16 protein-coding genes are annotated in these 21,459 nt (G+C 60.3%); 4 read left to right on the top strand and 12 right to left on the bottom strand.

Features of this window, described 5'->3' with window-relative positions:
* Positions 1-48: 48 nt before the first annotated feature.
* Positions 49-1,464 carry an acetyl-CoA carboxylase biotin carboxylase subunit gene (locus E3O56_RS01870; protein ID WP_003195732.1) on the top strand — a complete coding sequence of 472 codons (1,416 nt, stop codon included), beginning with the start codon at positions 49-51 and terminating at the stop codon, positions 1,462-1,464.
* A gap of 11 nt (positions 1,465-1,475) precedes the next feature.
* Positions 1,476-3,284, top strand: coding sequence for a sodium-extruding oxaloacetate decarboxylase subunit alpha (gene oadA, locus E3O56_RS01865; RefSeq protein WP_248127715.1), 1,809 nt, complete (start codon positions 1,476-1,478; stop codon positions 3,282-3,284).
* 67 nt (positions 3,285-3,351) lie between these two features.
* Here oadA and E3O56_RS01860 read toward each other — a convergent pair whose 3' ends face one another.
* The 4 genes from E3O56_RS01860 to E3O56_RS01845 form a co-directional block, all read right to left on the bottom strand.
* A complete protein-coding gene (locus E3O56_RS01860; RefSeq protein ID WP_103734121.1) occupies positions 3,352-4,743 on the bottom strand; it encodes a hypothetical protein in 1,392 nt (463 codons plus the stop codon).
* 125 nt (positions 4,744-4,868) lie between these two features.
* A complete protein-coding gene (locus E3O56_RS01855) occupies positions 4,869-6,164 on the bottom strand; it encodes an autotransporter outer membrane beta-barrel domain-containing protein (protein WP_032878658.1) in 1,296 nt (431 codons plus the stop codon).
* Between the two features lie 164 nt (positions 6,165-6,328).
* Positions 6,329-7,099: an amino acid ABC transporter permease gene (locus tag E3O56_RS01850; RefSeq protein WP_032878659.1), complete on the bottom strand. Its 771-nt coding sequence runs from the start codon at positions 7,097-7,099 to the stop codon at positions 6,329-6,331.
* Entirely contained in the window at positions 7,096-7,917 is an 822-nt protein-coding gene (locus E3O56_RS01845) for an ABC transporter substrate-binding protein (protein WP_032878660.1), read from the bottom strand. Before E3O56_RS01845 ends, E3O56_RS01850 begins: the two co-directional genes overlap by 4 nt.
* A gap of 114 nt (positions 7,918-8,031) precedes the next feature.
* Here E3O56_RS01845 and E3O56_RS01840 point away from each other — a divergent pair, with 114 nt between their 5' ends.
* Complete coding sequence (locus E3O56_RS01840) at positions 8,032-8,934, top strand: homocysteine S-methyltransferase family protein (protein ID WP_032878661.1); 903 nt, start codon at positions 8,032-8,034, stop codon at positions 8,932-8,934.
* Positions 8,935-8,976: 42 nt separating this feature from the next.
* Here the strand turns inward: E3O56_RS01840 and E3O56_RS01835 are convergent, their stop codons facing one another.
* The 3 genes from E3O56_RS01835 to E3O56_RS01825 are packed head-to-tail and all read right to left on the bottom strand — an operon-like array spanning position 8,977 to position 10,740.
* Complete coding sequence (locus E3O56_RS01835) at positions 8,977-9,648, bottom strand: GNAT family protein (RefSeq protein WP_032878662.1); 672 nt, start codon at positions 9,646-9,648, stop codon at positions 8,977-8,979.
* 10 nt (positions 9,649-9,658) lie between these two features.
* A complete protein-coding gene (locus tag E3O56_RS01830) occupies positions 9,659-10,105 on the bottom strand; it encodes a GNAT family N-acetyltransferase (RefSeq protein WP_032878663.1) in 447 nt (148 codons plus the stop codon).
* Positions 10,102-10,740: an FMN-binding negative transcriptional regulator gene (locus E3O56_RS01825; RefSeq protein WP_103734125.1), complete on the bottom strand. Its 639-nt coding sequence runs from the start codon at positions 10,738-10,740 to the stop codon at positions 10,102-10,104. Before E3O56_RS01825 ends, E3O56_RS01830 begins: the two co-directional genes overlap by 4 nt.
* An 88-nt stretch (positions 10,741-10,828) precedes the next feature.
* On the opposite strand from E3O56_RS01825, the gene E3O56_RS01820 reads away from it, so the two are divergent.
* Positions 10,829-12,367 carry a PLP-dependent aminotransferase family protein gene (locus E3O56_RS01820; protein ID WP_248127713.1) on the top strand — a complete coding sequence of 513 codons (1,539 nt, stop codon included), beginning with the start codon at positions 10,829-10,831 and terminating at the stop codon, positions 12,365-12,367.
* 19 nt (positions 12,368-12,386) lie between these two features.
* On the opposite strand, the gene E3O56_RS01815 is transcribed toward E3O56_RS01820, so the two are convergent.
* From E3O56_RS01815 to E3O56_RS01795, 5 genes are all read right to left on the bottom strand, one after another.
* Positions 12,387-16,994 (bottom strand): DUF6543 domain-containing protein, encoded by a 4,608-nt coding sequence (locus tag E3O56_RS01815; protein ID WP_248127711.1) that lies wholly within the window; start codon positions 16,992-16,994, stop codon positions 12,387-12,389.
* A 151-nt stretch (positions 16,995-17,145) separates the two neighbouring features.
* Complete coding sequence (locus E3O56_RS01810; RefSeq protein WP_148853780.1) at positions 17,146-18,237, bottom strand: polyamine ABC transporter substrate-binding protein; 1,092 nt, start codon at positions 18,235-18,237, stop codon at positions 17,146-17,148.
* Positions 18,234-19,268 carry a histone deacetylase family protein gene (locus E3O56_RS01805; protein WP_103734128.1) on the bottom strand — a complete coding sequence of 345 codons (1,035 nt, stop codon included), beginning with the start codon at positions 19,266-19,268 and terminating at the stop codon, positions 18,234-18,236. The genes E3O56_RS01810 and E3O56_RS01805 overlap by 4 nt, the downstream gene beginning before the upstream one ends.
* 132 nt (positions 19,269-19,400) lie before the next feature.
* Complete coding sequence (locus tag E3O56_RS01800) at positions 19,401-20,393, bottom strand: AraC family transcriptional regulator (protein WP_032878669.1); 993 nt, start codon at positions 20,391-20,393, stop codon at positions 19,401-19,403.
* 49 nt (positions 20,394-20,442) lie between these two features.
* Positions 20,443-21,420 (bottom strand): asparaginase, encoded by a 978-nt coding sequence (locus E3O56_RS01795; protein WP_248127709.1) that lies wholly within the window; start codon positions 21,418-21,420, stop codon positions 20,443-20,445.
* Positions 21,421-21,459 lie beyond the last annotated feature (39 nt).

Genomic DNA, 21,459 nt, shown 5'->3' with positions numbered 1-21,459 from the left:
CCTCAAGCGGGTCGAAGAACGCAGCAATCGGCTCAAGGGAATTTCCAAGTGATAAAAAAGATCCTGATCGCCAACCGTGGTGAAATTGCCGTACGAATCGTGCGTGCCTGCGCCGAGATGGGCATTCGCTCGGTCGCGGTTTACTCGGACGCCGACCGCCACGCGTTGCACGTCAAACGTGCCGACGAGGCCCACAGCATTGGTGCCGAGCCCCTGGCCGGCTATCTCAACCCGCGCAAGCTGGTGAACCTGGCGGTGGAAACCGGTTGCGACGCGCTGCATCCCGGCTACGGCTTCTTGTCGGAAAATGCCGAGCTGGCGGATATCTGCGCCGAGCGCGGCATCAAGTTCATTGGCCCTTCGGCCGAAGTGATTCGCCGCATGGGCGACAAGACCGAAGCGCGCCGCAGCATGATCAAGGCCGGTGTGCCGGTCACTCCCGGCACCGAAGGCAACGTCGCGGATATCCACGAAGCGCTGACCGAAGGCGACCGCATTGGTTACCCGGTGATGCTCAAGGCCACTTCCGGTGGTGGCGGGCGCGGTATCCGTCGTTGCAACAGTCGCGAAGAACTTGAACAAGCCTTCCCCCGCGTCATTTCCGAGGCCACCAAGGCGTTCGGCTCGGCGGAAGTGTTCCTGGAAAAATGCATCGTCAATCCCAAGCACATCGAAGCGCAGATCCTGGGTGACAGCTTTGGCAACGTGGTGCACCTGTTCGAACGCGATTGCTCGATCCAGCGTCGCAACCAGAAGCTGATCGAAATTGCCCCCAGCCCGCAATTGACGCCTGAACAGCGCGCCTACATCGGCGACCTGTCGGTGCGTGCGGCCAAGGCCGTGGGCTATGAGAACGCCGGTACCGTGGAGTTCCTGCTCGCCGAGGGCGAGGTGTACTTCATGGAGATGAACACCCGGGTGCAGGTGGAACACACCATCACCGAAGAAATCACCGGCATCGATATTGTCCGCGAGCAGATTCGCATCGCCTCGGGCCTGCCGCTTTCGGTCAAGCAGGAAGATATCCAGCACCGTGGCTTTGCGTTGCAGTTCCGTATCAACGCCGAAGACCCGAAGAACAACTTCCTGCCCAGCTTCGGCAAGATCACCCGTTACTACGCACCCGGCGGCCCCGGCGTGCGCACCGACACGGCGATCTATACCGGCTACACCATCCCGCCGTTCTACGACTCCATGTGCCTGAAACTGGTGGTGTGGGCGCTGACCTGGGAAGAAGCCATGGACCGCGGCCTGCGTGCCCTGGACGACATGCGCCTGCAAGGCGTGAAGACCACTGCCGCCTACTACCAGGAAATCCTGCGCAACCCGGAATTCCGCAGCGGCCAGTTCAACACCAGTTTCGTGGAAAGCCACCCTGAGCTGACCAACTACTCGATCAAGCGCAAACCCGAAGAGCTGGCCCTGGCCATCGCCGCCGCCATCGCCGCCCACGCAGGCCTGTGAGGAACATTCCAATGACTAAAAAGATCTTCGTAACCGACACCATCCTGCGCGACGCCCACCAATCGTTGCTGGCCACCCGCATGCGCACCGACGACATGCTGCCGATCTGCGACAAGCTCGACAAAGTCGGCTACTGGTCCCTGGAAGTCTGGGGTGGCGCAACGTTCGACGCCTGCGTGCGCTTTTTGAAAGAAGACCCGTGGGAGCGCCTGCGCAAACTGCGCGCCGCGCTGCCTAACACACGCCTGCAAATGCTGCTGCGTGGCCAAAACCTGCTGGGCTACCGCCATTACAGCGATGACGTGGTCAGGGCCTTCGTGGCCAAGGCTGCCGTCAACGGTATCGATGTGTTCCGCATCTTCGACGCCATGAACGACGTGCGTAACCTGCGCGTGGCCATCGAAGCGGTCAAGGCTGCCGGCAAACATGCCCAGGGCACCATCGCCTACACCACCAGCCCGGTGCACACCGTCGATGCATTCGTGGCCCAGGCCAAACAATTGGAGTCCATGGGTTGCGACTCTATCGCGATCAAGGACATGGCCGGCCTGCTGACTCCTTATGCCACTGGCGAACTGGTCAAGGCGCTCAAAGCCGAGCAGAACCTGCCAATCTTTATCCACTCCCACGACACCGCCGGTTTGGCTGCGATGTGCCAACTCAAGGCTATCGAAAATGGTGCCGACCATATCGACACCGCCATCTCCAGCTTCGCCTGGGGCACCAGCCACCCGGGCACCGAGTCGATGGTCGCCGCCCTTAAAGGCAGCGAGTTCGACACCGGCCTGGACCTGGAGCTGCTGCAGGAAATTGGCCTGTACTTCTACGCGGTACGCAAGAAGTACCACCAGTTTGAAAGCGAGTTCACGGCGGTCGACACCCGTGTGCAGGTCAACCAGGTACCGGGCGGGATGATTTCCAACCTGGCCAACCAGTTGAAAGAGCAGGGCGCTCTCAATCGCATGAGCGAAGTACTCGCCGAAATCCCGCGTGTACGTGAAGATCTCGGCTTCCCGCCGCTGGTGACCCCGACGTCGCAGATCGTCGGCACCCAGGCGTTCTTCAACGTGCTGGCCGGTGAGCGCTACAAGACCATCACCAACGAAGTGAAGCTCTACCTGCAAGGCGGCTACGGCAAGGCCCCGGGCACTGTGAACGAAAAGCTGCGCCGTCAGGCCATCGGCAGCGAAGAGGTCATCGACGTTCGCCCGGCTGATTTGCTCAAGCCGGAAATGACCAAGCTGCGCGGTGAAATCGGCGCGTTGGCCAAGTCCGAAGAAGACGTGCTGACCTACGCCATGTTCCCGGATATCGGGCGCAAATTCCTTGAAGAACGCGACGCAGGCACCCTGGCCCCTGAAGTCCTGCTGCCGATTCCGGAGGCAGGCGGTGTGGCCCGTGCCGGTGGTGAAGGCGTGCCGACCGAATTCGTCATCGACGTGCACGGCGAAAGCTACCGTGTAGACATCACCGGTGTCGGCGTGAAGGCTGAAGGCAAACGCCACTTCTACCTGTCCATCGACGGTATGCCGGAAGAAGTGGTGTTCGAGCCGCTCAACGAGTTCGTCAGCAGCGGCGGCAGCAAGCGCAAGCACGCCACCGAACCCGGCCATGTCAGCACGGCGATGCCGGGCAATATCGTCGACGTGCTGGTCAAGGAAGGCGATGTGGTCAAGGCCGGCCAGGCTGTATTGATTACCGAAGCCATGAAGATGGAAACCGAAGTGCAGGCCGCGATTGCCGGCAAGGTGACCGCTGTTCATGTGGCCAAGGGCGACCGGGTCAACCCGGGTGAGATCCTGATTGAGATCGAAGGCTGATAACAGCCTTCGACACTACCGCTTAATCCTCGGGGGGGCAGGTGCCCTCCTTTTTTTTGCCTGAAACTCAGGCCTCTGTAGAGGGTTTGCGCCTGAAACTGACAAAGACCCCGCTGGGTGTGTAGATCAGCCTCGGCGTCAAGGTTTTAAGGTTGCTGGTGATCCTGTTGAAGCGTCCCTCAATCTGAGCAGCGTCGATAACACGTAACTGGCGGGTAAGCAGTTCGTCGTTTTCGTGTTCGACCTGGATATTCAGTGTTGTGGCCTTGAGGCGGGCGCTGTTGCCGACTTTCAAGGTGCTGTGCGCTTCACCCATGCCGAGGGTGAAGGCCAGGGTCGACCCGTTTGCCAGGTCAAGGTCGTGCTTGATTCGCGTCTGGCTTTTCAGCGCAGGGTCCAGCAGCAGCGTGCCGGCAACGTCAAGATTGGTTACCGTGCCTGCGGTGTAGGTTGCGCCTGCATCAATCGTCATTGTGCCCCCGATGTAACTCTGGTTGATCAGCGTTGCCCCGCGAGAGACTCGGCCTTGCTGATTGGCGTCCAGCGCACCGTCGAGGGTCCAGGCACCGCTGCCTATCCACAGGTGCTGGATACGAAGGGCGCCGTTGAAAGTGCCACCTTGGACATCGTCCAGCACGACGTGATTGGTGCCACTGCCACCGTCTACTTTGCCGTTGAATTGAGCGTTACCGCGCACAGTCAACACATCATCGCCACCCCCCATATCCAGGGCGATGCCTTTGGTGCCGCTTATCAGCCCATCGTTGGTGACTTGGTCATTGTGTTCTCCGATCAGCCTCACGCCGTAGCCGTTGCGACCGGTGATGATGCCCTCGTTGATCAGCGAGGTGCTCCCATAGGCCGGGCCCAAGTCCCCATCGTCCACCAGCACCCCATGATGTGCGCCGCGAATAACTCCACGGTTATAGATTTCGCCGCCGCCCATGGCGATGCCTTCGCTGGTGTTGGGGGCTCCGTTCTTGTCCGCGCCATTGGCCCCGGTGCCTTCAATGAGCCCGTAGTTGTGCACGCGTGCGCGTTTGTCGATGTCCAGGCCATCACCGTCGCCATCATTCTCTTTGGATCGCTGGGCATCCGAGCCCCTGATGATGCGGTAGTTGACGACGTCTGCATTGCCCTTGGATTTCAGACCGGCCCCTTTATGGCCGATGATTACGCCGTGATTGATCAGCGTCACATCGTCGGTGGCTTTGATGCCGTTGCTGCCACCCGCTATCGCTCCGTGGTTGACGATTATGCTTGCTGCGCTGTTCGCGCTTATGCCGCTATACGACTCCTTGAAGCGCGTGGAAGGCCCGGTGGATATGTGCCCGTAGTTGGTAAAATGACCGCCGGTGGCGAGTTCGATAGCGTTACTTTTTTCAGCATAAACAGGGGCTGCTGCCGAACAGCCAGGCAGGGGGATATAGGCCGCAAGCTGGTGGGGTACTCGTAACATTGGGTTTCGACCTCAAGTGTGCTTGAGGTCGAAAACTAACGCAGGTAACAGCCGACAGATGTCGGCTGGCAGAGCAGATGATTGTAAGAAGGCTCGCTGTCGGGATGTCGTCTGACGATGCTCGGTTAAAAGCTCATCGTCCATTGCCCCTTCAAACCCTGGTTGCGGCTATGGGTGCCAGCTTGGCCGCTGTAGGCCAGGCCCAGGGTGTGTTGCTTGGATAACGCAAGATCAACGCCCAAGTTTACGTCGAGGCTATTGCGGTCCAGGGACGTGCCGGTAATGGTGAAGCCATCAAGCGCAACGGGCGCATTGCGATAGGTTTGGTGCACCTGGCTGTCAACCGCGCCGTAGAGGTGTTTCCAGCCGGCGCTGAGGTGAGGCGTGAGGCTGACCTGATCATCGAACCTGTAAACCGTCGCCAAGCGCAGGCCAACGGTGCTGTTAAGGTTCTGCTGGGTCTGCGCGCCGACGTTCAGCGCGGTCAGGCCGCCACTTTCCTTGAAACTGTCGCGGTGATGACGCTGGTAGCCGAGGCCAGCGAAAGGCTCGATGTGGAGGTCCTGGCTGCCCAATTGATAGCCCAGCTCAGAGAACAGCGTTTGGCTTTGAGCATCGTAACGAGACTTGAGCGAGTCCTTGTAAACGAGCAGGTTGACGTCGCGCCGGTTGGTCCCGGCATGGCTGCTGTAAATCGCCCCCAGGCGCAGGGCCAGCGGGCCGTCCTGACGCACCGCGTATGCGCCTAGGTGCAAGCTGTCCAGTTCGGTAGAGAAGCGTTGCGCCTTTAGGTCACTGGCCGATTTTGCCCCCATAACACCCACACGCCAGGCGTTATCCACTGCCCAGTCGGCGCCCAGCATCAGACCCTTGCTATCGTGCTTCAGTCCGGCGCTGCCGCTTCGTTGGTCGAGGTGGCCGCCGTTACTCACCCCTTGTACCCAGAAACGACCGTTGTCATCGTCGGGCAGGTTGCGCAGGGACGAGAGCAATTGGCTGCTGATGTGGCTGGTGACGGCGTGCGTGGCGCTGAGCAGGTTCGCGTTTTGGCTACCGGCCAATTGCTCCAGGGCTGCGCCGATGCCGCCGGGCTGTGCGGCGAGTGCGTCATTTACCTTTTGCAGCTCCTTGAGCTTCTCCGAGGTCAATTCGCCGGACTTGAGCAGTTCAAGCAGTGCGGGCTCCAGCACCTTGGCCACTTGCACGCCATTGTAGGTGGAGGCTTGGCCAATGAAGTAGCCGGGGTAGGGCCCAGGGATTGGCGGCGTATCGACTTCAGGTTTGAAGGCCCCCTCAGCGTCGAGCGAATCATAGGGTTGGTGAGGCCTGTATTCAATATCGCCTCGTGCGTGCGCAGGTTGCACACTGAGGGCAATTACAAGACTGATAAATGCTGCGATTCTTTGCGGTGTAAAGGGCATGAATTACCGACCTCTGATGAATGAGGCCGGGAATGTAGCGGGGGCACAGGCGGATAACTGTCAGGCCATTGACCGCTGGTTTGCGGGAGTTGTCTTTAGTCAGGTGCGATAAAAAGCCCATCTGCGTTTGGCCGACCAAGGCGCTATACAACGGGTGCTGCGCTTTAACTGCGGTGCATATACCCCTTGCCGAAATGCCGCTCCATGCGCGCCTGGATCAGCTCCAGTCCCAGTGACAGTACCCAATAAATGATTGCCGCCGTGGTGAGCATCTCGATGTAGCGGTAGCTGGAGCGGCCATAGGACTGTGCCAGGAACATCACTTCCCATACCCCCATCACCGAGACCAGCGACGAGTCCTTGAGCATCGAGATGAATTGGTTGGTGGCCGGGGGGATGATGGTGCGCATGGCCTGGGGCAGGGTGACGTGCCAGAAAATTTCCCTGTCACGCATACCCAAGGCCAGCGCGGCCTCGCGTTGACCATGGGGCACGCCGAGGATGCCGGCGCGGAAAATCTCGCTCAGGTAGGCACCATAGTTCAGCGACAACGCGATGATCCCGGCGACGATGGCGCCCGGCACCAGGCCCAGTTGCGGCAGGCCCAGGTAAATCAGCAGGATCTGGATCAGCAGCGGCGTGCCACGAAAGAACGAGGCGTAGAAACTGGCAATGCCAAACGCCACCGCGCTTTTCGACAGGCGCCCCAGCGCGGTGATAAAGCCCAGCACCGATGACGCAAGCATGGCGCACAGGCACAGGAATAGCGTCAGCGCCGCACCTTGCAGAAAACCGTTGGGCGCCAGGTGCAGGCCGACCAGGTTGGGCAGCTTGTCGAGAATGATCGAGAACTTCAGGTCAAAGCTCAGGAAGAAACTGGCAAACAGGGCGAACAGCGCCGCCCAGGTCAGGTAAAGCCGTATGCGAAAACTCATTGGCTGATGTCGGCGCCGATCCATTTTTGCGACAGCTTGCTCAAGGTGCCGTCCTGTTTAAGCTGGGCGAAGACCTCACGCACTTTGCTGTCCCACTGCGCGTCGCCTTTCTCGATGGCTACCGAGTTGGGCTCCGAATACAGCGGTGCGCCGGCCAGCTTGAAGCGCTTGTCCTGGGTCAGGCGCGGCTGCGCGGTAACCAGGTTGGTGAGGATTGCGTCCAGACGCACGCCGGCGCCCAGGCCCAGGTCCTGGAACGCCACATTGTCGGTATCGTACGGGGCGATCTGCACCTCTTCGAACGGGTACTGCAGCTGCGTGTCTTCGGCGCCTTCGATGACCAGGTTCTTGTTCAGGTAACTCTCGTAGCTGGAGGCACTGGTGAGCCCGACTTTCTTGCCGCTCAGGTCCTTGGCTTCGTGGATGCGATCATCCTTGGCGTTGACCACGATCACCGCGGGCGAGGCGTAATACTCAACCGGGAAGTCGAACACCTCGGCGCGTGCCTTACTCGGGGTCATGGAGCAGATGCAAATGTCATAGCGCCCGCTCCAGCGGCCAGCGGCAATGACGTCCCATGAAGGCGTTTCCAGGCGCAGCTTCACGCCAAGCTTTTGCGCCACGGCCTTGGCCACATCCACATCGAAACCGTCGAGCTGGTTCTGCTCGTTGAGGAATGAAAACGGCGGGTAGCTTTCCATCAGCACGCCGACCAGTTCCTTCTTCTGCTCGATACGATCCAGCGTGGCACCGCCAAAGGCTTGGGTGGAAGCAGCCAACATCGTCAGGCCCAGGGCCAACAGCGGTCTGAATTTCAAAATCGAACACCTGAATAAAAAAGAGGTTGTTATTAACCGAACGGTACGCATTAAATAGTTATAAGAACGACTCTCATAGTGAGTTATTTTCATAAGCATATGAGTAAAAAGCATATGGGCGCAGCACGCACAGTAATTCTCGATGGTGGCATGGGCCGTGAACTGCAACGCCGTGGCGCGCCGTTCCGCCAGCCGGAGTGGTCGGCATTGGCCTTGAGCGAAGCGCCGCAGGCGGTGGAGGCGGTACACGCGGCCTATATCGACAGCGGTGCCGACGTGATTACCAGCAACAGCTACGCGGTGGTGCCCTTTCATATTGGTGAGGCGCGCTTTGCCGCCGAAGGCCAGGCGCTGGCCGCATTGGCCGGTGAGTTGGCGCGACGGGCGGTGCAGGCGTCCGGCAAGGCGGTGCGTGTCGCTGGCTCCTTGCCGCCGCTGTTTGGCTCGTACCGGCCCGACTTGTTCCTGCCGGAGCGGGTCAGCGAGTTGCTGACACCGCTGGTGCTGGGCCTGGCGCCTCACGTCGACCTGTGGCTGGCGGAAACCCAGAGCTCAATCGTTGAAGCGCGAGCGATTCATGCCGGCCTGCCGCAGGACGGTAAACCGTTCTGGCTGTCGTTCACCTTGAAAGACGAAGACACCGACGACGTACCGCGCCTGCGCTCCGGCGAACCGGTAGCGGAAGCGGCCGAGGCGGCGGCGCAGTTGGGTGTGCAGGTGTTGTTGTTCAACTGCAGCCAGCCGGAAGTGATCGGCGCGGCGATCGATGCCGCGCGGGAGACCTTCGAGCGATTGGGCGTAGCGATTCAGATCGGTGCCTACGCCAACGCCTTCCCGCCGCAACCCAAGGAAGCCACGGCCAACGATGGCCTGGACCCGTTGCGCGACGACCTCGACCCGCCGGGTTACCTGCATTGGGCTGCTGATTGGCAGGCGCGTGGCGCTAGCCATTTGGGTGGGTGCTGTGGCATCGGGCCGGAGCATATTGCGGTGCTGGCGCAGCGCCTGACCAACTGATCCACCGCCCCTCCCACATGGGTTTTGTGTTGCGAGTGAGATCTAGATTCGGCAGTCGGCCAGCGTTTTCAGCTGGCCCGAACCACTCTGGTTCGCCTCAGACAACCAGGCCTCAAATCCCGCGCCCACTTTGGGCCATTCCGAATCGATGATTGAATACCACGCGGTATCCCGGTTCTTGCCCTTGACCACAGTATGCTGGCGGAACACGCCTTCAAAGCTGAAGCCCAGGCGCTCAGCCGCGTACTTGGAGCGGGCGTTGGCGTTGTTGCACTTCCATTCCAAGCGGCGATTGCCCTGCTCGAAGGCGTACTTGGCCAACAGGTACACCGCCTCGGTGCTTTTGGGCGAGCGTTGCATCGGAGCACCGAAGGTGACGTGGCCGATCTCGATGCGGCCTTGCTCGGGCACGATCGACATCAGGCTGAGGATGCCCTGGACCTGGCCGCTCGCGCGGTCGATCACGCTGAAGAAATACGGATCGTTATGGGCCGCGTGATTATTCAGCCAGGCATCGAATGCGCTGCGTTCAGGGAAGGGGCCGTAGGGCAAATAGTCCCATAGCTTGGGATCGGCGCCGGGGCCTTGCAGGGCGTTGAACAGATCATCGCCGTGGCGCGCCGGATCGAGTTTTTCCAGGCGGATAAAGCGCCCTTCAAGCAGTTGAACCGTGGGTGACGGGACGCCTTTCCAGTCGGCGAGGGAAGTGGACATGCTGGGCTCCTTAAAGACCTTGGCGAAATTGGATGAAACCAGGGCGTTCGGCGATGCGTTCGTAGAGTTGGATCGCGGTGGCGTTGGTCTCGTGGGTCAACCAGTGCACTTTGCAGCAGCCATCGGCCTTGGCGGTGGCGTAGACGAACTCGATCAGCTTACGGCCTACGCCGGTGCCGCGTTGGGATGGGTCCACTAAAAGATCCTGCAGGTAGCACGAGTTCTCGATGCTCCAATTGGAGCGGTGATAGATGAAGTTAACCATGCCCACCGCCTTGCCGTCCTGCCAAGCCAACGCCGAGTGGGTCGGCTCGCGGGCGTCTATCAGGCGTTGCCAGGTGCTTTGGCTGACGGCGTCCGGCAGTTCGGTGTTGTAGAACTTCAAGTAGGCCAGCCACAACGGTAGCCAGGCGGCGTGGTCCGCGGCGGTGACTTGGCGGATGTCGATCGGGGTCATTCTGCAACTCCTTGGGGAATGAAACGGGCGAGATTCTGGTCGCGCAGATCAGCGCTGCCGGCCAGGGCTTCACGTACGCCGGCCATATCGGCTGCGCTGCGGTTCTGACTGAGCTTGCGTTTGCCGACCAGGCGGTCGATAGGCAGGGCAAAGCCAACGATGGCCTTGAGCATGGCGTCGATGTAGTCGTCCGGCGCGTCGCCGACGGCCCAAGGTTGGGCGCGGCCGCGTTCGTGGTGATCAGTGAGGGCGCCGACGACCTTGAGTAATCGCTCGCCGTCGTTGAACACGTCGGCCTTGCCGTAGGCGTGCACGGCGAGGTAATTCCAGGTGGGCACCACTTTGCCGTGCTCGGCCTTGGAGGGGTAAAACGCCGGGCTGACATACGCCTCGGCGCCAGCAAAGATGACCAGTGCTTCACTGCCGTTTTGCAGGTCGCGCCACTGCGGATTGGCCTTGGCCAGATGCCCATAAAGCGTACCGTTGGGTCCTTCGTCGGGATTGAGCAGTAACGGCAGGTGGCTGGCCTGCAGGCCGTTTTCACCCACGGTCACCAACTGCGCAAGGCGCGTGTGCTGGATCAGTTGCTGGATTTGGGGCAAATCATCAAGGGCGAAGGCGCGAGGTGTGTACATGGAAAATTTTCCTTGGCGAATACCTGCATCCTAGGCAGGCTAATGGCTCGTTGTAAGAGCCATCTAGCCCTCATTTCATAGGTCCAATATGCCGCCCGTCATCCCCTCGATGTCGTTCGACCCTGCTGGCATCGAGTTGGATCGCCGCCAGGGCCTGACACGCCAGCTGTACGACGCCCTGCGTCAGCGCGTGCTGGATGGGCGGCTGGTCAGTGGCACGCGCTTGCCTGCCACCCGTGATATGGCGGCGGCGTTGTCGATCTCGCGCAACAGCGTGGTACGCGCATACGATCAGTTGTATGCCGAGGGGTTTATTGAAAGCCGGGTGGGAGACGGCACCTACGTCTCACAGCTGCCCACCGCAAAAAAACTATCCACAAAACTATCCACAGGGTTTTCAACAGGCTTACCCACAGCCTTATCCACAAATCGTCTGGATAATGCGCACACTCAGGCCAGCGAAGTTATCCACAGTGGTGGCCTGGACAGGGTCAGACATAACCATTTGGTCCAGCCTCCTTGCGGTCCGCCACGGGCTTTTCGGGTGGGGGTACCGGCCTTCGATCTATTTCCTTTTGAGGTGTGGGCCAAGCTTAATGGGGCGTTCTGGCGCAAGCCGGACCTGGCGCAGTTATGCTACGGCGACCCGGCCGGTGACGAGCGTCTACGTGGCCTGATCGCCGCTTACCTGCGCACTGCGCGAGGTCTGCAGTGCACGACTGAGCAAATAGTGATCACCAGTGGCGCGCAACAGGCAATCAGCCTTTGTGCACAGTTGCTGGTGGAGCCTGGGGATTGCGTGGCGGTGGAAAACCCGGGTTATCGCGCGGCAGGCCATGCCTTTGCGTTGGCAGGTGGTCGATTGAAGGGTGTGCCGGTGGATGGCGAGGGTATTGACTGCGAGGTCTTGAACCGCCTGAAGGATTGCCGGGTGACCTATGTCACGCCGTCCCATCAGTACCCGTTGGGCGTGGTGATGAGCCTGGCGCGACGCCTGCAATTGCTGGCCTGGGCCGAGCGTACTGGCGGTTGGATCGTCGAAGACGACTATGACGGTGAGTACCGTTACACCGGAGCCCCCTTGTCGCCCTTGGCGGCGCTGGACCGTAGTGGGCGCGTGCTTTATGTCGGCACATTCGGCAAGGTGGCATTCCCGGCTTTGCGCCTGGGTTACCTGGTATTGCCGCCGGGTCTGGTAGAGGCCTTTGCTCAGCGCCGCGCCGTGGACATGCGTCATTCCGAAGTCAGCACTCAGGCCGTAATGGCCGAATTCATCGCGGCGGGGCATTTCCAGCGCCATATTCGGCGTATGCGCCGTGCGGCCCTGAACCGCCGCAACGCTTTGTTGGTCGGCTGGCCCAGCGAATTGCCAGGTGTCGGGGCCTTGCCCAGCGTTGCAGCAGGCTTACACCTGACGGTGCGCGTGGACAGCCTGGCCCGTGAGCAAGCGCTGCTTGCCCAAGCCCGCGCGGTAGATGTCGAGATCAACGGCTTGAGCGGCTACTGGCTGGCAGATACCGGCCCACCACCGGACCAGCGTGCCGGACTGGTGCTGGGGTTCGCTGCCGTGCCTGAGGCGGCCATCGCACAGGCGCTGGCCCGCTTGCGTCGGGTGTGGCTGGCTTGAATACGATCCGGCACTGAGGTTACTTCACCTTGAAAAACAACCGCTGGGCCTGGTCCCGGTTTATTTCGCTGAGGTAGAACGCGGTTTTTTGCTGTTCGTTGAGGCCGTCAAGACTGTCGGCATCTACTCCCCGGGCGTGCTCTTGCGGGGTTTTCAAGCGGCCCCTGAGAAAAGCCCTGGCGGGCACCCATTCGGCCGAATAATGGAAGTGTGCATACCACAGCACAGTTTTATCACTGCGGTTACTCAGGGTGTACTCATCCAGGTAGACCTTGACAGGCCCTTTGAGCCGGCGGCGTTTGACGGTTCTCTTGATTACGATCTCGTTGTTTTGCTTAAGCCATTCCACGCTACTGATGGTGGGTGGGCGTTTCTTGATCATTTGCAGTTTCTGGCGAGCCGCCTCTTGATAGAGTGCCTGCGCCGCTTCGCTCAGTTGTTTGTTGACCAGAGCCGCAGAGCCCCCGTTGCTCTCGGTGGAGTTGCTCTGGGTCAGAGCCTGCTCAATGTTTGCAGAGGCCTGTTCCAGTTTTAACGCATGCTGGTGGTACAGCCATTCAATGCCAGTAGCGCTGCGCTCCGGTTTGATCGCCTGTTGGCCAGTGCGCTGCTTGAAGGCCCCCAACCCGTCCAGAAGCTCCTGGGCCTGGCTGATACTGGTGGCGACGTCCAGAGTAGTGGTGGTAGTGGTGGTCTCGACGGGATTGACGTGCTGCACCCACACACCTGGGGTTTTTTCGTGAAAGGTCGCCATGATCTGCTGGTTGAGAGGAGAGATGACATCCACCATGCCGGTTTCATCGCCAGCTTCTGTCAGTCGTGGTACTCCCACCAATACCCCGTTGTAGCGCGTGTGAATGATTTTTTTCTTTGCTCTTGGCGGTGTTGAAGGCGGTGTCGGGCGACTTCTGAGCGTGTCCCGATCCGCGTGCAGCAGTTCCAGGCTACCCAGGGTTTCGCGGTAGAAATCGCGGATTTTTTCGCGCAGGGTCGTGATACGTGCAGGCAGGGTTGCGTCAGGAAACTCGTCCGGAAAATCCTGCAGGCGTTCGTCGATGATCTTGAACTGTTCCACCAGGCTGCCAAGGGTTTCGATGCGTTCATCCAAGCGTGGCTGGCTACGCTCCATCGACGTTTCATGCAAGGCCTGAATCGACAGGTTGGCGGCGTCGACGATGGTGTCAATGGCACTCCAGGCTGACGAGGCTGTGGCGATGCTGCTGCCGTCCAGGCATAAGTTGCGCGCCATCGACACTTGCAAGGCCCTGAGGTCGCGTGCGGTGTAGCTTGGCAATTTACTCCGGTAATTGCGAATTTGCTCGAATCCCAGCTCACCCAGCGCTTTGAGTTGGGTAAGCCGCGATTGGCTGTAGTTCAGGCGCTGGATCATGTCCTGGCTCAATTCGGTCATGATGCGGGCATCGTCGATATGACGTTCCTGGGGATGGCTGATTTGATGTTCGATCTGGTCGAGCACGGTTTTGAGTTTAGGTGTGAAGGCTACTTGCGCCTCGGTGATACCGGTCCGAGTCAGCTCCAGTTGGGCGCTCACGTAGCGGATTGCGTGTTGCTGATAGTCCGCGCTGGGCGAGAACACATTCAATATCTTGAGCTGTTGCAGTGCCTTTTCGTAGTCGCTGCTCTGGCTCTTGAGTTTTTGCAGGTAGGTTTGGCGGCTGATCTCGGATGAAGTGGATGACGCGGTGTCCGACATTGCCAGACGGGCCTGCTGCAACTCCAATTGCGCAGTGGGTTTGTTTTGTTCAAATAGCGTCAGGCGTCTTTTGGCTTCTATCGCGTTGATCTCAGCTTTGGATTTTGACTGCTCCTGCAGCTGCTTGGAACCGGCGCCGCGCAGGCGCAGACGAGTGTCGATGAACCATTGGCCCTGAGCGTTGTGAATCAACGCAGGTCCTGTTCGACCGGGCTGCTTCGGGTCGATGATGACTACCGCTTCATCTTCACCGGCACTGACCTCAAACCAGCGCTCCCCTACGGGGACGTAATACTTCTGTGCCTGATGAAAGAGATGCTGGTATTGGTTTTTTGAGGTTTCAGCCGCGCCGAGGCCTTGCGGTTTGCTGACCTTGAAGCTGTCGAGCACGGTTGCGAGTTCGCTGGGTATGCGCTTGATTGCGCCGCTGGTGTGCAGGTGCGGTAAATGTGTGGCCGGCAGCTCCTTGGTCAGGGTCACCTCTTGTTTGATCGTGACCTGCTTTGTGCTGGTCGCTTTGGTCAGCTTTGGCGTGGTCTTGCGTGGGTAGCCGGTACGGTGGCTGCGGCTGGCGGCGTGCAACGTGATCGCCATGCCGAGGTTCAACAGGACATCGGTGAGTGCCGACCACTCGGCTTGTTTTTCGTCGTGGTCATGGGCTTGCACAAAAGTTTGCAGTTGATCGACCACCTGCCAGATCCAGGCGCCCGTGCCGATGGTGCGCCCCAGAAACGGCAGCACCCCATTGAAGATCACCCAGCCGGCGTGTTTAAAGGTCGCCCAACGGCTTTCGGCGTTGGACACCGATTGGCGGTCGGCCAGTTCTATCAGGGCCTGGGCATTGGCCTTGAACATTGTGGTGAATCGATCACCGTTGAGTACTTCGGTGCCCAGGGTCATTGGCCCGCTCATGGTCCATAGCTTGTCGGGCTCCACCAGGTAATCGGCGACCGCCCAAGGTGAAGGCAGCGAGCCGGGAAATACATAGTTGGTATAGTCGCTGCGGACCGCATCCGGCAGCCAGGCCAAGACCGACTCGCACAAGCTGCTCGATTGCGCGATCGTATAGATGAGGTTGGCCGGCGACGGGAACTGCATCAGGGCTGGCGTGAACAGCGGCCGGTACAAGAGGCATGGCCCGGCCGCCGGGTCTTCGGGGCCTATCACGTACATGTTGGCGACCGTGTCCACAGAGGTGTCCGTGCGTCGGGTGGGCACGAAGGCCAAGGGCCTGAGTACGATGGTTTGCCCGTCCACTTTGCTGTCAGTGGCCTGTTCTTGCATCACCGCGGTCACATAACGGTAGCCCTGCTCGTCAATGCTGCCTTCCTGGCGGATCTTGGCCTGCAAGGCCTGCATCGGCAGTTGGATACGCAGGTGTTGGCTATATAGCGTATTGCGGCGTGCAGATTCCCGAGTGTCATCCAGCAGCTTTTCCTTGATCAGCGCAGGGTAGGTACGGCCAATATCGGCATCGGTGGCCAGCGATTCAAAATAGGCAGGGGTCATCCACTCAGGCAAGTTGGAGCCATTGCTGGTCTTGACCACTTTGTTACCGACGGGCACTGCAATCAGGTTTTGCAGGGCCAGTTCAACCAGGCTGAACGTGTTGCTCTCAACCTGGCCCGGGACGACGAAAGCGCCCCACACGACCGGGCTCTCTATTTGCAGGAAGATCTTCTCCAAGGGCAGGTTAGTGCTATCCGGGTGGTCCTTGATCACCTTTGCCTTGATGACCTTCAACGCGTACGCCTCGATAGTAGGGACGTCGTCCAGGAACGACCGACCGGCATTCTGGTTATGCAGCGCGGCGAGGTCTTTGAGGTGCCGAGCATAGAAATTCGAGTCGCTGGGTGAAGCGTTTGTCAGCCAGTCGGGCATCTGCTCGCGGTACCAGGCCAGATCCGGGCTGCTTTGCGCAGGCGGCGGGGCAGCAGCAGGTGGCGTGCCCAGTGCCATGTCGACGTTGTTGGTTTTGCGCAGGTCGGAGAAGTCGATTTCAGCGATGGTATCGATCTGCAATGACACCAAGGCACAGGCTTGGTGATCAAAGAAGTTGCCGTCCGGTTCAAACAGACGCCATTGGATTTGCGGGTCCGTGACAGAGCCCGACAGGTGCGCGGGCAAGGATTGGCCCAGGTGCTCCAGCGAAGGAAACTTTTCATAACCCTTGAGCAGCGAATGCGTGAGGACTGTGGTTTTGCCTTCGTGTTCGCCGATCAATACCGCGATGATCACATCATTGACGTGCTTGACCTGCCCTTCATCGTCGACTCGGTCGATATCAACCAGGCAAGCCCTGAGCTTGTAGAGGTCGTTGCCCTTTCTGTCGGCTTTGTCGGGGTGAGTGAACAGGGCGCGAGCCATGGCACACTCGGTGGCGGTCCAGTCATCGGCGGCCTCGACATCCCACACCGTGCGCAGCAGGTTCGACAGCTCGTGCCAATGTGGGCCGCTGCCGTTGGTTTGATTCCAATAGTTGATCGTTTGTTGCTGGTAGGCCCGCAGCATCGAAGGCGCCAGTTGGTTGATGGTCTTGGCGATTTCAGTCACGCGCACGGGCAGGTGTACCGCCGGCTCGATGATCGGTTGCTGCGTGAGAAAGTGCTCGCCCTGAAGGTACAGGATCGGCACCGCGAGCACTGCCTGCCTGGCAAGGATGTCACTCAGGGCCTGGTACTCGGTGGGGCCGGCGCTGACCCGGTCGTCATCCAGGTTCCAGGTGGGCGTTGCGAGCATGACGGTGTCCGGGTCGATATCCAGCGTCGGGTACTGCTCCTGTAGCGCCTCGCGCAGCAGCAGGGTTGCAGTCTCCCTGAACGAAGGACCTGTAGAGAATTGGGTGAGCAGCGCTATGCGTGCATCCGGACGCGATGTGTTCGAGGGCGTGGTCGTTGAAGCGGGGGCGTTCATGGTGAGGCTTCCCTGTCTGGCCGTTTGGTGGAACCAGCCCTGAGGTCAAGGCTAGAAATTTCCATGCTAGGGCGCGGCCACACAGAGAGGCGGTGCTTAGATAGGCCACCTTCACAAGCGCATTCGAAGGTACACGTCAAACCAAGGTGCTTCAGGTGCCGGATTTGATCCTGGTCCAGGCCCTTGTCCTGGCGCGTTCGGCTTTGCTGTCCAGGGGGATGAGGGTGTAGAGCGTGGCCATGGCGGTGTCGGTCGGATACAGGTTGGGGTTGTGGCGAATGGTCGGGTCGACCCTCTCGGTAGCGTCCCTGTTTGGATTGGGGTACCCGACGAAGTCACTGATGGGTGCGATCACTGTGGGTTGCAGCAGGTAGTTGATGAAGGTGTAGGCGTCGTTCGGGTTTTTGGCGCCTTTGGGAATGGCGAGCATGTCGAACCAGATCGGCGCGCCTTCCTTGGGCAGGCGCATGTCCACGGTCACGCCATTCTTGGCGTCTTTGGCACGGTTGGCGGCTTGGGAAAAACTGCCGGAATAGCCCACCGCCACGCAAATATCCCCGTTGGCGATGTCGGCCATGTACTTGGAGGAGTGAAAGTAAGTGATGTACGGGCGGATCTTCATCATCAGTGCTTCGGCCTTGTCGTAGTCCTTGGGATTGCCGCTGTTGGGGTCCAGGCCAAGGTGTTGTAACGCCAGGGGCAGTATTTCCGAGGGCGAGTCCAGCAGTGCGACGCCGCATTGCTTGAGCTTGCTGAGGTTTTCCTCCTTGAAGATCAGGTCCCAGCTGTCCACGGGGGCGTTGTCGCCCAGGGCCGCCTTGACCTTGGCTGGGTTGAAGCCGATCAGGATGGTGCCGTACATGTAGGGCACGGCGTATTGATTGCCGGGGTCGTTGGCTTCGATCAGCTTCATCAGCTTGGGGTCCAGGTGCTTCCAGTTGGGCAACTGGCTTCGATCCAGGGGCTGGAACACACCGGCTTCGATCTGCTTGGCCAGGAACACATTGGACGGCACCACCACGTCATAGCCGGAGTTGCCGGTGAGCAACTTGGCTTCCAGGGCTTCGTTGGTGTCGAAGATGTCATACACCAACTTGATCGACGGGTTCTGTGCCTTGAAGTCTTCCAGCGCCTTGGGCGTGATGTAGTCGAACCAGTTGTAGACCTTCAGGGTTTTTTCTTCGGCCTGGGCTGCGCCACTGACAACCACGGCGCACAGGGCGAGCGACTTGAGTATGTTCATTGGGCTGCTTCCTCGAAACCTTCCAGCACGTTGACGGCGTTGATGCCGATTTCCTCCACCGCGTAGCCGCCTTCCATCACGAACAGCGTGGGCTTGCCCAGGCGGGCAATGCGCGCGCCCATGGCCAGGTAGTCCGGGCTGTCGAGCTTGAACTGCGAGATAGGGTCGTCCTTGAAGGTGTCCACGCCCAGGGACACCACGATGATGTCGGCGGCGTAGCGCTCGATCTCTGTGCAGGCTTGTTCAAGCGCTGCGCTCCAAGCCTCCCAGCCTGAACCTGCGGGTAGCGGGTAATTGAAGTTGAAACCTTCTCCGATGCCTTCTCCCTGCTCATCTGCATACCCGAGGAAGAACGGAAACTCTGCCTCCGGATGGCCGTGGATCGAGGTGAACAGCACGTCGCTGCGTGCATAAAAAATCGACTGTGTGCCGTTGCCGTGGTGGTAATCCACGTCGAGGATCGCGACCTTTTTGCAGCCCTGATCAAGGAACGCCTGGGCCGCGATGGCTGCGTTGTTGAGGTAGCAATAACCGCCCATCAAATCGCTGGCGGCGTGATGCCCAGGCGGGCGGCACAGCGCGAAGGCACTGTGGGCGCCTTGCGCGATGGCGGCCTGGGCTGTGAGGGCGACTTGCGCGGCGCTGTAGGCTGCTTGCCAGGTGCCGGCGGTAATCGGCGCGCCACCGTCGAAACTGTAATAGCCCAACTGGCCGTGCAGGCTGGTGGGAATCACGCGGCGCAACGTGCGGGCGGGCCAGGTGTAGGGCAGCAGGTCGCCGTCCTGGCCGTATTCGGTCCAGCGTTGCCAGGCGCCTTTGAAGAAATCCAGATAGTCGCGGCTATGGACGCGTTGCAGCGGCGCCAGGCCAAAATCCTGCGGGGCCTGCACGGGGCCAAGTTCCCGCGTCTTGACCCGTTGCAGCACGTGGTCGGCACGCGAGGGCATTTCAAAGCAGGGCATCAGTTGCCCGTCCATCAGTTCACAACGGCCGTGGTGCAGGTGGTGATCGTCCGAGTAGATCGTCAGCATTTGTTGTTCTCCGCAAGCTGTATCGGTGTATGCAGTCTTGCGGTGGGCGCGGTTTATGAGAACGTCAGGAGCGGCCAAAAGGGGATCAATATGGCCAAAGTGTGTGTCCGCAATTCGCCCCTCATTGGCGCGTCATGCACGAAATTGGCTCGGCGTTACGCCGCTCCAGCGCACGAAGGCATGTCTGAAACTCGCCGTTTCGCTGAACCCCAGCGTCTCGGCAATTCGGTGGATCGGCCACAGGTTGTCAGCCAACAACTGTTTGGCGCGTTCAAAGCGCAACTCATCGAGCAGTTCCTGATAGCTGCAGCCCAGGTCATGCAGGTGCCGGCGCAGGGTGCGCGCCGAACAGTTCATCTGCTGCGCCAGGCCATCGAGCCCAGGGGCGGCGTGCAGTTGTGCGGCCAGCAACTGGCGGATTCGCCCCAGCCAGGCCTCGCGCCCGGTGAATTCGGTGTTTTGTTTGCGGCAACGTTCGACCATGGCCTGGTGGGTGACCGTGTCGGCCAGGGGCAACGGTTGGGCAAGCCAGCGTTTATCAAAGGCGAACGCGTTGGCAATAGCCTGAAACTGTAGCGGGCAGTCGAAGCTCTCGGCGTAGCGCGCCTGATAATCCGGCGCGTCGTGCTCAAAACGAGCGCCCAGCAAGGGCAGGGGATGGCCGAGCAGGTCGTCACAGATGACCTTCAGTGATCCCAGACACAACTCGACATTGAAGGCGGTCAGGGCCGGGTTTTCGCGGTAGTCGCCGGCCGTGAACCAGATACGTTCGCCGTCTTCCTCCAGGCTCAGTTCGAAGAGTGTTCCCAACAGCGCCGGATACCGCAGGGCCAGGTGCAAAGCGTCACCGAAAGTGGCACTGGTGAGCAGGGCATAGCCCAGTATGCCGTAGGAAGAAACATGCATACGCCGGCCAACGATCAGGCCGATATCGCGCTGACGGGCCACGGCATTGGCGCACACTTGCATCTCCTGGTGCGTGGCGATGCGCGTGTCGGCGCGGCTCAAGTCCGCCGCGCAGATGCCGCTGCCGGCCAGCAACGCTTCGTGGGGCAAGCCTTCGGCCTCGAAGGTACTGAGTACCAAGGACACGGCATTGAGGGTGGTGAGGTGGGAGTGCAGCATGGGAACTTCCAGCCAGGAGAGGCTGGAAGTAGAGCAAGTTACATGCCGGTCAGCTCAGTTCGCCGCACAGGTCCAATTCCACCAGGCGACGGATTTCGCTGGTCTCCAGCCCGGCACCGAGCAGGGCGTTGAGCTTGCCGAACGCTGCCTCGCGGGTCATGCCGCCACCGGACAGTACGCCCACATCGCGCAGGCGGCTGCCGGCCTCGTACACGTCCAGTTCCACGCCGCCTTCATGGCATTGGGTGATAGCAACCACCACCACATCCTGGTCCTGCGCACGTTGAAGGCTGGCCAGGAAGGCTGGGTTGTCACTTGGCCCGGTGCCGCTGCCGAAGCATTCGAGCACCAGCGCCTGGATGCCGCTGTCGACCAGTGCATCCAATAGGTCGGCGGCGAGGCCCGGCACCAATGGCAGGACGCCGACCTTGGCGATGGACTTGGGTTGGCGGTAATGCAGGGCGGCAGGGATCATGTCGGCTTGGGAGACGCCGCCGTTACGTTGCAAGGCTGCAAATGGATGGCGACCAAAACTGCGGATCTTCGCGCAACGGGTTGGCGCCATGAGTGCACCGTGGAAGTACAACTGCACGCCGGGTGCCAGGCCTTCCCTGAGTGTTGTCAGCGCACCGCTGACGTTTTCCCAGGCATCACTGTCGGGTACGCCTGCCGGCAGCATCGAGCCGGTGAATACTACGGGCGCTGGCAAGCCCAGCAGTTGAAAGCTCATGGCCGCCGCGCTGTAGGCCAGGGTGTCGGTACCGTGCAGGATCAGCACGGCGTCGCAGCCGTCGTCTACCGCCTCGACCACGGCACTGCGCAGGCGCTGCCAGTACGCAGGGGTCATGTTGGCGCTGTCGATCAGTGGCGACATTTCCCGGAAGCGCCATGTAGGTACTGGTGCATCGGCAAACTGCTCGCGCATACGCGCCTCAAAACCTGAAGCGGGCGCAAGGCCATTGGCGCTGGCCTGCATACCGATGGTGCCGCCGGTGTAGAGCACCATCACATTGTTAGCTGGTTGCATGAGAAATCTCCTGAACGAAAAACGCCGCCGGGCCCAGAG

This window comes from Pseudomonas sp. W2Aug9, from assembly GCF_023127755.1.
In the GTDB taxonomy this organism is placed as follows: Bacteria; Pseudomonadota; Gammaproteobacteria; order Pseudomonadales; family Pseudomonadaceae; genus Aquipseudomonas; species Aquipseudomonas synxantha_A.
This window is presented reverse-complemented; position numbering and strand designations above follow the sequence as displayed.

Excerpts from the sequence above, each read along its gene's own strand:
- oadA (WP_248127715.1), top strand. The coding sequence starts at position 1,476 with ATGACTAAAAAGATCTTCGTAACCGACACCATCCTGCGCGACGCCCAC.
- E3O56_RS01860 (WP_103734121.1), bottom strand. The coding sequence starts at position 4,743 with ATGTTACGAGTACCCCACCAGCTTGCGGCCTATATCCCCCTGCCTGGC.
- E3O56_RS01855 (WP_032878658.1), bottom strand. The coding sequence starts at position 6,164 with ATGCCCTTTACACCGCAAAGAATCGCAGCATTTATCAGTCTTGTAATT.
- E3O56_RS01850 (WP_032878659.1), bottom strand. The coding sequence starts at position 7,099 with ATGAGTTTTCGCATACGGCTTTACCTGACCTGGGCGGCGCTGTTCGCC.
- E3O56_RS01840 (WP_032878661.1), top strand. The coding sequence starts at position 8,032 with ATGGGCGCAGCACGCACAGTAATTCTCGATGGTGGCATGGGCCGTGAA.
- E3O56_RS01835 (WP_032878662.1), bottom strand. The coding sequence starts at position 9,648 with ATGTCCACTTCCCTCGCCGACTGGAAAGGCGTCCCGTCACCCACGGTT.
- E3O56_RS01830 (WP_032878663.1), bottom strand. The coding sequence starts at position 10,105 with ATGACCCCGATCGACATCCGCCAAGTCACCGCCGCGGACCACGCCGCC.
- E3O56_RS01825 (WP_103734125.1), bottom strand. The coding sequence starts at position 10,740 with ATGTACACACCTCGCGCCTTCGCCCTTGATGATTTGCCCCAAATCCAG.
- E3O56_RS01820 (WP_248127713.1), top strand. The coding sequence starts at position 10,829 with ATGCCGCCCGTCATCCCCTCGATGTCGTTCGACCCTGCTGGCATCGAG.
- E3O56_RS01815 (WP_248127711.1), bottom strand. The coding sequence starts at position 16,994 with ATGAACGCCCCCGCTTCAACGACCACGCCCTCGAACACATCGCGTCCG.
- E3O56_RS01810 (WP_148853780.1), bottom strand. The coding sequence starts at position 18,237 with ATGAACATACTCAAGTCGCTCGCCCTGTGCGCCGTGGTTGTCAGTGGC.
- E3O56_RS01805 (WP_103734128.1), bottom strand. The coding sequence starts at position 19,268 with ATGCTGACGATCTACTCGGACGATCACCACCTGCACCACGGCCGTTGT.
- E3O56_RS01800 (WP_032878669.1), bottom strand. The coding sequence starts at position 20,393 with ATGCTGCACTCCCACCTCACCACCCTCAATGCCGTGTCCTTGGTACTC.
- E3O56_RS01795 (WP_248127709.1), bottom strand. The coding sequence starts at position 21,420 with ATGCAACCAGCTAACAATGTGATGGTGCTCTACACCGGCGGCACCATC.